Origin of the sequence: Citrobacter sp. S55_ASV_140 (assembly GCF_018919505.1) — a bacterium.
GTDB lineage: Bacteria > Pseudomonadota > Gammaproteobacteria > Enterobacterales > Enterobacteriaceae > Citrobacter > Citrobacter werkmanii.
In genome coordinates, this window is the sequence record NZ_JAHLQZ010000170.1 from 1 (window position 1) to 8660 (window position 8660).

9 protein-coding genes are annotated in these 8660 nt (G+C 53.6%); 2 read left to right on the plus strand and 7 right to left on the minus strand.

All coding sequences use genetic code 11. The features are described 5' to 3' along the window. Positions 1–17 precede the first annotated feature (17 nt). Positions 18–908, plus strand: a complete 891-nt coding sequence (locus tag KQJ18_RS18820; protein WP_038640611.1) for a LysR family transcriptional regulator — start codon at positions 18–20, stop codon at positions 906–908. Positions 909–921: 13 nt separating this feature from the next. On the opposite strand, the gene KQJ18_RS18825 is transcribed toward KQJ18_RS18820, so the two are convergent. From KQJ18_RS18825 to KQJ18_RS18855, 7 genes are read right to left on the minus strand one after another with little or no spacing between them, the layout of a single operon-like run. Continuing rightward, positions 922–1863, minus strand: a complete 942-nt coding sequence (locus KQJ18_RS18825; RefSeq protein WP_038640609.1) for an ABC transporter ATP-binding protein — start codon at positions 1861–1863, stop codon at positions 922–924. Further along, positions 1856–2842: an ABC transporter ATP-binding protein gene (locus KQJ18_RS18830; RefSeq protein ID WP_199952073.1), complete on the minus strand. Its 987-nt coding sequence runs from the start codon at positions 2840–2842 to the stop codon at positions 1856–1858. Before KQJ18_RS18830 ends, KQJ18_RS18825 begins: the two co-directional genes overlap by 8 nt. Continuing rightward, the gene (ddpC, locus tag KQJ18_RS18835) at positions 2839–3735 is read right to left on the minus strand and encodes a D,D-dipeptide ABC transporter permease (RefSeq protein WP_216422496.1); all 897 of its coding nucleotides are present in this window, start codon (positions 3733–3735) and stop codon (positions 2839–2841) included. Before ddpC ends, KQJ18_RS18830 begins: the two co-directional genes overlap by 4 nt. After that, complete coding sequence (locus KQJ18_RS18840; RefSeq protein ID WP_038640603.1) at positions 3732–4754, minus strand: ABC transporter permease; 1023 nt, start codon at positions 4752–4754, stop codon at positions 3732–3734. The genes ddpC and KQJ18_RS18840 overlap by 4 nt, the downstream gene beginning before the upstream one ends. A gap of 44 nt (positions 4755–4798) precedes the next feature. Continuing rightward, entirely contained in the window at positions 4799–6361 is a 1563-nt protein-coding gene (locus KQJ18_RS18845; protein ID WP_085048206.1) for an ABC transporter substrate-binding protein, read from the minus strand. A gap of 15 nt (positions 6362–6376) precedes the next feature. Next, positions 6377–6964, minus strand: a complete 588-nt coding sequence (gene ddpX / locus KQJ18_RS18850) for a D-alanyl-D-alanine dipeptidase (RefSeq protein WP_085048207.1) — start codon at positions 6962–6964, stop codon at positions 6377–6379. Positions 6965–6978: 14 nt separating this feature from the next. Further along, positions 6979–7845 carry a MurR/RpiR family transcriptional regulator gene (locus KQJ18_RS18855; protein WP_085048208.1) on the minus strand — a complete coding sequence of 289 codons (867 nt, stop codon included), beginning with the start codon at positions 7843–7845 and terminating at the stop codon, positions 6979–6981. 399 nt (positions 7846–8244) lie between these two features. Between KQJ18_RS18855 and hdeB the strand changes: the two genes are divergently transcribed. Beyond that, entirely contained in the window at positions 8245–8574 is a 330-nt protein-coding gene (hdeB, locus tag KQJ18_RS18860; RefSeq protein ID WP_032939734.1) for an acid-activated periplasmic chaperone HdeB, read from the plus strand. Positions 8575–8660: the final 86 nt, after the last annotated feature.

An 8660-nucleotide genomic window follows, 5' to 3' on the forward strand; every position in this document is an offset into this window, starting at 1 on the left:
GGTTAAAGGAATGCGAAATGGGAATGAGCATCAAACAGTTACGCGCGTTTTTAGCGGTAGCTCACACTCTGAATTTTGCTCATGCCAGTGAAAGACTGAATATGTCGCAACCCGCATTAAGTCTGGCGATTAAAGGACTGGAGGATTCGTTAGGTGGGGCTTTACTGTTGAGAACCACCCGCAAGGTGACCCTGACACAGGAAGGGGAAACGTTGCTGAACATGGGGCGACAGTTGCTCGCGGACTGGGAGAACACGGAAGAGGCAATGCGCCAGCGATTCACGCTGCAACGCGGTAAAATCTCTATTGCCGCCATGCCTTCATTTGCTGCTAACGTCCTGCCGTCAGTACTGAAGACGTTTCGTGATTCCTATTCCGGTATCAACGTAACGGTTCACGATGTGATTAACGAACAAGTCATTGAGATGGTGAGTGAAGGGCGGGTGGAGATGGGCATTGCCTTCGAACCGGACTATTCCGGGCATCTGCATTTCACCCCGCTTGGTGTGGATCGTTTTATCGCGATTGTCCCGCCAACATGCCGACTGGCAGGGCGGGATCGTATTGCGTGGCGTGAACTGCTGACGCTGGATTTCATCACTCTGCAACGACCTTCCGCTGTGCGTCTGATGCTGGAAGAACAGTTGGTGCAAAGCGGGCATTCGCTGGAGGTGGCGCTGGAGAGCCATCAACTGGTGACCATTGGCCGGCTGGTGGCTAAGGGTCTGGGCGGCAGCGCGGTACCTGCGCTGTGCCGTACGCAAATGACTGAATTAGGCGCAACCTGTATCGATCTGGACACGCCGGTGATCCAGCGTCGGATCGGCGTTCTGCGTTCGGCACATCATAAGTTATCTACCGCCTCAGAAGTGCTGGTGGATACCCTGAAAAAGGCGTATTGCGCCTGATTTTCCGCCGCGTTCAGCTCACGTTAACCGCCCGCCAGCAGCGAACCTCACATCCTGATTCGCTGGACAGCAAGATCTGTTTATTCTCACAGCCACGGATCGCCAACGGACATCTGTCACGAAAAAAACAGCCCTCAGGCAGCGTTCGGTTCCCCGGTAGTTCGGTTTTCCGTAACACTAAATCCTCCGCCAGCGGTGCTCCCGTTTTAGGGACGGAGTCGAGTAATAATCGCGTGTAGGGATGGGCAGGATGAGTAAGAACCTGCTGCGTTTCTCCCAGTTCAACAATTTGCCCAAGGTACATCACCGCCACGCGATCGCTCATATGGCGAACCACCGACACATTATGCGATATCAGCACATAGGTCAGATTTCTGCGTGCCTGCAATGACACCAGCAGGTTAAGAATTTGCGCCTGCACGGAGATATCCAGCGCCGAAGTGGGTTCATCCAGTACAATCACGTCCGGCTCTGACGACAACGCCCGGGCAATGGCAATACGCTGACGCTGCCCGCCGGAGAACGCATGCGGCAGACGGTCGAGATATTCAGGGCGGATCCCTACCTGTTGCGCCAAATCTTCGGCAAGAATGCGGCGTTCACGCTCGGAGCTTCGCTTCTGGATCCACACCGGTTCGGTGATAATTCGCCACACCGGTAAGCGCGGATCAAGCGATGAAAGCGGGTCCTGAAAGACCATCTGCATACCATTGTGCTGCTTGCCATCGCGGCGAGAGTAGTTTCCCTGACTGGGTTGCAGCATCCCCATCAGCAGTTGCGCCAGCGTACTTTTTCCGCAGCCGGATTCACCGACAATCCCCAGCGTTTCTCCCTGTCGAATCTGTAAATCCAGACCGTTGAGCGCATGCACCCGTTCGGTAACCTTGCCGAGCCAGTTTTTACGCGCGGGAAAGCTGACATGAACATCCTGCAAGGCCAGTAAAAATTCAGACATGTGTTGTCTCCAGTTGCGGATACCAGCAGGCCGATTGTTGATCCGCGCCTCCCTGACTGCTTAATGCAGGCGTCTCGTCACAGCGAGGGCCAGCCGCAAAACAGCGCTCACGAAATGCGCATCCGCTCGGTAAGCGGGTTAAATTCGGTACGGTGCCGGGAATGGCAGGCAGCAATGCGCGCGGTTCACCGTGTTCCGGCGCACATTTCAGCAAGCCGATGGAATAGGGATGCGTGGGATGCTGAATAACGGTTGGTGTTGGGCCGCTCTCAATCACGCTTCCGGCATACATGACGTATAACCGGTCGCACAATTGTGACACCACCGCCATATCATGGCTGATAAATAGTACGGCTGTCCCGCTGGCGCGCGCTTTTAGCTTCAATAAACGCAGCACCTGTAGCTGTACCGTGACGTCGAGCGCGGTGGTCGGTTCATCGGCAATGATAAGCCCCGGCTCGCAGGAAAAGGCCAGCGCAATCATCACCCGCTGGCGCATACCGCCGGAAAGCTCAAACGGGAAACGTTTCATCACGTCCGCCGCGTCCGGAATTTGCATCTCTTCCAGCAAAGCGATGGCTTTCTGGCGAGCATCCGTGCGGCTTAGCGCCTGGTGATGGCGGATAACTTCCACCATCTGCTGGCCGATACGTCGCGTGGGATTAAGCGCGGTCATGGGCTCCTGGAAGATCATGGCGACGCGTGCGCCACGCCATTGGCGCATCTGCTTTTCGCTGGCGTTGAGCACATCTTCACCCAGCAGCGAAACGCGTCCCTGGTGAATATGATAACTGCCCTCCGGCAGCAGCCGCATGGTAAGCATCGCCGTCACGGACTTGCCGGAACCGGATTCACCGACCACGCCGACAATTTCTCCACGGTTGATATGCAGCGAAACATGATTCAGCGCATGCACGTCAGCTTTATAGCCGGGGAAACTCAGATGCAAATCCTCAATTTCCAGTACGGGTTGTGTCATGACTGTTTTCCTCCGGCTTTCGGATCCAGCAGGTCGCGAATACCATCGCCAAAAAGATTAAAGCCCACGGCGGTAATCAGAATTGCGGCGCCGGGAAAAGCGCAATACCACCACTGATCAAGCACGTAGTTGCGGCCTATCGCCACCATCGCTCCCCATTCCGCGCTAGGCTGCTGTGCGCCCAGACCAATAAACCCGAGCGTGGCGGCCATCAGGATCGCGCTGCCGATATCCAGCGACGCCTGCACAATCAGCGGCGGTAAAGAGTTACGTAAAATATGCCAGCTAATCAGGTGCCAGCGAGAAGCGCCGTAGGTCCGCGCAGCCTGGACATAGGTAAACTGACGCACCACTAACGTTTGACCGCGGGCGAGGCGCACATAAAAAGGAATACGTACGATGGCAATCGCCAGCATGGCGTTAAACAGGCTGGGTCCCAGCGCAGCGGCCAGTGCCATCGTCAGCACCAGCGAAGGGATGGACAGCATGAAGTCCATTATTCGCATGATAATTGCATCGGCGCGTCCCCCCATGACGCCAGACAGACAACCCAGCAGCGAACCCAATCCGCCGGCAATTCCCACCACCACCAGACCAGCGACGACCGACTGCTGGCTTCCGACCAGAACACGGCTGAACAAATCGCGGCCCACTTCATCGGTACCAAACCAATGGGCCGCGGACGGTGGCAGCAGGCGCGCACTTAAATTGATGGCATTAGGATCGTAAGGCGTAATCCACGGAGACAGCACCATCAGCAACAGTATCAGTACAATGATGACCCCGCCTATCAGCGTCAGCGGGCTGCTTTTCATCATCCACAACAATTTCGCCCAGTCCGTACGACGACGAACAGTCTGTGGGGCGGTCGGCGTTTCTTGAGTGAGCATCATTCAGCACCTCCGCGTCCAATACGTGGGTCAATCCACAGGTAGAGTAAATCAACCGCCAGGTTGACCAGCACATAAGCGAAAGAGACCACTACGGCAAATCCCATTACCGCCGGGAAGTCGAGCGCCTGAATCGACGTTACCACCCAGGCGCCCATTCCCGGCCAGGCGAAGACCGTTTCGGTCAGTACCGCACCGTAGAGCAGATCGCCCAATGCCAGGCCGAGCACGGTTATTGATGGAATAAGCGCATTCGGCAACGCGTAACACAGCACGATGTACCAGCCCGGCAGTCCGCTGGCGCGCGCGGTACGAATGTAATCTTCACTCAGTTGCTCCAGCATGGCGGAGCGAATCTGGCGGGCAACGATCCCTAAGTGCACAAAAGCCAGCGTCAGTGACGGCAGGATCAGGTGCTGGAGCGCATTGAAAAAGACTTCGCCATTGCCTTCCAGCAGGGCATCAATCAGGTAGAATCCGGTGACATGAGCCGGTGGATCCAGCCAGTCGTCTAACCGTCCACCACCGGGCAAAATTTGCAGATGACCGTAAAACAGCACGATAACCCCTAGCCCCAGCCAGAATGCAGGCGTGGAGATGCCGGTAATCGCCATCAGGCGAACGAGGTGATCAAGCCAACGGTTGCGCCAGACTGCAGATAAAATACCTAACGGAATACCGATCACCAGCGCCAGCAACAAAGAGCAGAAAGCCAGCTCCAGGGTGGCGGGAAAGAAGATACGCAGTTCATCCAGTACCGGGCGTCCGGTGCGAATAGAGGTGCCTAAGTCGCCCTGAAAGATATCGCTCACATAGCGAAAGAACTGCACATACAGCGGCTGGTTCAGCCCCAGCTGTTGACGAATATTTTCGACAATTTCATCGCTGGCGCGATCGCCCGCCAGCAACCGTGCGGGGTCGCCTGGGATCAGGTGCGAAATAATAAAGGTGATCACGCAAACACCGATAACCACCAGAATAAGTCCCCAGCATCGCTGGCGTAAAATGCTCCAGAACGTCATTAGCTTCCCCTTGCGGAGCCTGGGTGGCTCCGCATCAACGTGGCTTATTTACTCATGGTGGAGATATTGAAGACCTGTTCCAGCATGGGGTTAAATACAAATCCTTTGACGTCTTTGTTCATCGCCAGTTGATAGTTTTTCTGGAATAAATAGACGTAGGCCGCTTCATCAATCACGATGGTTTGCGCCTGCTGGTAATCATTGGTTCTGGCGACCGGATCGGTGGTGGCTAATGCGCTACGCAGCAGCTTATCGACCTCACTGTTTTCATAGAATGAACGGTTACCCGGCAGACCTTTTTTATCTGACTCAAACCAGTAGTTCATGAACATGTACGGGTCGGCGAAATCCGGACTCCAGTTGCCGATAGCAATGTCGTAATCCCCTTTACCCACGCGGTCACGCATGGTGGCATTCGCCAGTTTTTCCAGCTTCACCTTAATACCCAGTTTGTTGAGACTGGCCTGGGTAGAGAGGGCAATCGGCTCCCAGTTAGGGTCATTATCTGAATACAAGAAACTCAGGCTCTCTGGTTTGTTCGCGACCTTGTCCCATGCGGCTTTCGCTTTGGCTTCATCAAAACTGTACTGCATAGCCTTGTCATCAAAACCCCACATACCTTCAGGGATCGGACCGCGCATCTGTTTACCATTGCCACTGAGGATCCCATTCACCATGCCTTTATAATCAGTGGCCCATGAGATGGCGCGGCGTAAATCCACCTGATTGAGCGGCGCTTTACTGTTGTTCAGATACAGATAGGTCACGCGCAGCGAGGGATAATCCACTACGTTAACTTTGCCTTCCTGTTTTAAAGCGGCCAACTGGTCGACTGGAAGCGCGTCGGCAATGTCGATATCGCCACGCGACAACTGCAGGCGACGGGAGGCGCTTTCACCAATGATTTTTACCGAAACCCGCTTAAACGTTGGTTTGGCCCCGGAATAATGCGGGTTTGGCACCAGTACCAGTTGTTGTCCTTTTTGCCAGCTTTTCAGCATGAAAGGACCAGAGCCTGCCGTGTTCTGCGCCAGGAATCCGCGGGCATCGTCTGCGGCATGTTCTTTTAAGATTGCCGGGTTGATAATTGAGGCCCCGTCATTTGCCAGCGTATACAGGAATGGCGCGAACGGCTGGCTGAGGGTAAATTTCACCGTATTGTCATCAATGGCCTCAACCTTCAGATCTTTCGGGAATGCTTCAGCGGGTCCCTGGCCAATTTTGAGCAGGCGCTCAAAGGATTGTTTTACTGCATCTGCCGTCACCGGCGTACCGTCGGCGAATTTGGCATCGTTTTTCAGGGTGAACGTCCACTCTTTCTGATCGTCAGAGGCTTTCCAGCCGCTGGCTAAATCACCTTCAACTTCCGTTGAGCCTTTACCGCCTTCGGTTTTGTACTGAACCAAACGCTGATAAGAGGGATAGGTGACCGTCCAGTCGTTGTTATCGATGGTCACGGCGGGGTCGAGCGTCTGCGGGTCGGCGGCTTTACCGATGACCAACATATCTTTAGGCACGGCGGCCTGCGCGGCAGGGAGGGCAAATGCCAGCGCAATGGCGATCAGAGCGGGGCGAAAAAACGCATTTAACGCAGGTGTAGTCTTCATAACCAGGCTCCAGAATTAAAAAGGATGTTGTGTTGTTATGGGGGGAACAGGGAAACAGGCTATCTGGTCGTCAAGCAGTGGATAACGCGCGGCATCAGGTAATTCAAAATGCCACCACTCGCTGTTAATGCCGACAAAACCGCCACCGAACATAATGGCGTTGAGTAACAACCGGTTACGCTGCGCGGCTGGTGGAACAGAAGGGTGCCAGGCATGAGAACGGTCGTGCATCTCATCAAAATCAGCGCCCATATCAAGAACATTGCCACGATCGTCCATCAGCGTAACGTCGATGGCCGTCCCGCGGCTGTGATTGGATCCAATCGCCACATCGACGACGTACTGGGGATCCGGGCACGCATTCCACAGCACCGCCTGCGCCTGCTGGGGGCGATACGCGTCAAACACTACAAGCTTCAGGCCCGCCAGTTGCGCGATACTGATGCTTTTAGCCAGCGCGGTTACCGCCTCGCGGTGTAACAGGCAGCGCGCTTCCCGGTAGATAGGCGCGCCGGTAATGTTGTCGGCCGTGGCGTATTTGAGATCGATATGCAGTGACGGGAATATCACCGACAGATCGACCAGTTCTGGGGTTTCTGACATAGCACATTTCCTGTTTATTGTTCGAATTGACCAAACTGTTGTTGTAACTGGCGATTGGTCTGCAGGCGTCCTGCGAGGGAATCACCAAGTTGCTCCACCACCGCAGAGAGTAATAAGTTGAACAGACAGCTCACGGGAGCCAGAGAATCCCAGAAATGTCCGGTGTCAGTTTTTACCTGGAGTAAATCAAGGGCATAATCTCTGGCCCACGGACACCACACATCGGTGATCAGCGCCAGTGGAATATGGCGTTCTGTCGCAACACGGCAATATTGTCGGGAGATAGCGGAGTAGGCGCGCATGTCGGTGATCACCACGTATGGCTGGTTAAATCCCGAATTCAGCGACTCGACCCAACTGCCGGAAAGCCCTTCGGAGTAGCTGACTTTAGGCCGCAGGTATTCAAGATGACTAAAAAAGGCGTTGGCAATCCCACGTGTAGACTGGATCCCGAGGATGTAAACCGCTTCCGCATGCGCCAGCTGCTGCGCAATGCGTAAAAATGTTTCGCTTTGCGCGAGTTGATAGACATGGGTAATGGCGTCGATTTCCAGTAACAGCGACTGCTGCGCGCGATCCGGCAGGCTTTGCTGCTGGTGCCAGGAATCCAGCCGCTCGTTCATTCCCCAGGGTTGATAGGGGACAACCGGCAGCTCACGCAGGCTGGCTTTTGCATCCTCCAGATTACGAAAGCCCAGCTTACGCAGATAGCGTCCTACGGTAATGCCGCTGGTTCCTGCCGCTTTAGCGATGCCATCCGCGGTTTCAAAAGGGATCTGTACACCATGGGCTAACAGCCACCCGGCTACGCGCTTTTCGCTCGGCGTAAGCTGGCTGAAGGTCTGTTCTATGCGGATAAATAATTCAGGTTTCGCTGTCATTACCTTCTCGCTGTTAGTTGTCTGTCAGATGACGGCTCACTGTTAGTGAATTAACAATGCAGGACGCGTGCCAGGTCGCTAACAGCGATACGCTGGCTGTTTTTGTTAAAATTCAAACCACATTCATTAACTAATGATCAACATTTGTGCAGCGTAGTTCAGTTTTGGTGCAGCGACAGGAGAGCGGGGTATGAATCTGCTGATTTCGTCGGAACGATCACATTGTCGGCAACATTTCCCCTCAAACATCAGAATCGGTAATGGGAAATATCAATTTCAGCCAAATCAATAATGGCAACCTTTATTCTTATAACGGTAGGGGTATTATTTTTTGCGAACTACATTAACGGTTTGAAGCGCGAGTGTAGATATTATCTATATTATAAATGGAGTACTACAATGAATAAATTCTCCCTTTCTACAGCAGGTATTCTGGTCGCAGCGCTGTTAACCAGTGTTAGCGTCAATGCAGCCACTGATAGCGCGAAAACTGAAGTGACGCCGAAAGGCATGAGCTGCCAGGAATTCATTGATCTGAACCCGCAGACCATGGCTCCGGTGGCTTTCTGGGTGCTTAATGAAGACGAAGATTTCAAAGGTGGTGATTACGTCGACTATAACGAAACCGTCACGACCGCAGTACCTCTGACCGTAGAACTTTGTAAAAAACATCCGCAGAGCGAATTAAGTAAAATAAAAGACGAAATCAAAAAAGAATTATCAAAATAAAATTAAAGCGTTATTAAAACCCGGCCAAAGTGCTGGGTTTTGCTATTTGTGACGCCGTCACTTATTTATTTTGCAATACTTAAGGA

Bases quoted from the DNA above. Each gene is read 5' to 3' on its own strand.
- KQJ18_RS18820 (WP_038640611.1), top strand. From the start codon at position 18: ATGGGAATGAGCATCAAACAGTTACGCGCGTTTTTAGCGGTAGCTCAC.
- KQJ18_RS18840 (WP_038640603.1), bottom strand. From the start codon at position 4,754: ATGACGTTCTGGAGCATTTTACGCCAGCGATGCTGGGGACTTATTCTG.
- hdeB (WP_032939734.1), top strand. From the start codon at position 8,245: ATGAATAAATTCTCCCTTTCTACAGCAGGTATTCTGGTCGCAGCGCTG.
- ddpX (WP_085048207.1), bottom strand. From the start codon at position 6,964: ATGTCAGAAACCCCAGAACTGGTCGATCTGTCGGTGATATTCCCGTCA.
- KQJ18_RS18845 (WP_085048206.1), bottom strand. From the start codon at position 6,361: ATGAAGACTACACCTGCGTTAAATGCGTTTTTTCGCCCCGCTCTGATC.
- KQJ18_RS18830 (WP_199952073.1), bottom strand. From the start codon at position 2,842: ATGACACAACCCGTACTGGAAATTGAGGATTTGCATCTGAGTTTCCCC.
- ddpC (WP_216422496.1), bottom strand. From the start codon at position 3,735: ATGATGCTCACTCAAGAAACGCCGACCGCCCCACAGACTGTTCGTCGT.
- KQJ18_RS18855 (WP_085048208.1), bottom strand. From the start codon at position 7,845: ATGACAGCGAAACCTGAATTATTTATCCGCATAGAACAGACCTTCAGC.
- KQJ18_RS18825 (WP_038640609.1), bottom strand. From the start codon at position 1,863: ATGTCTGAATTTTTACTGGCCTTGCAGGATGTTCATGTCAGCTTTCCC.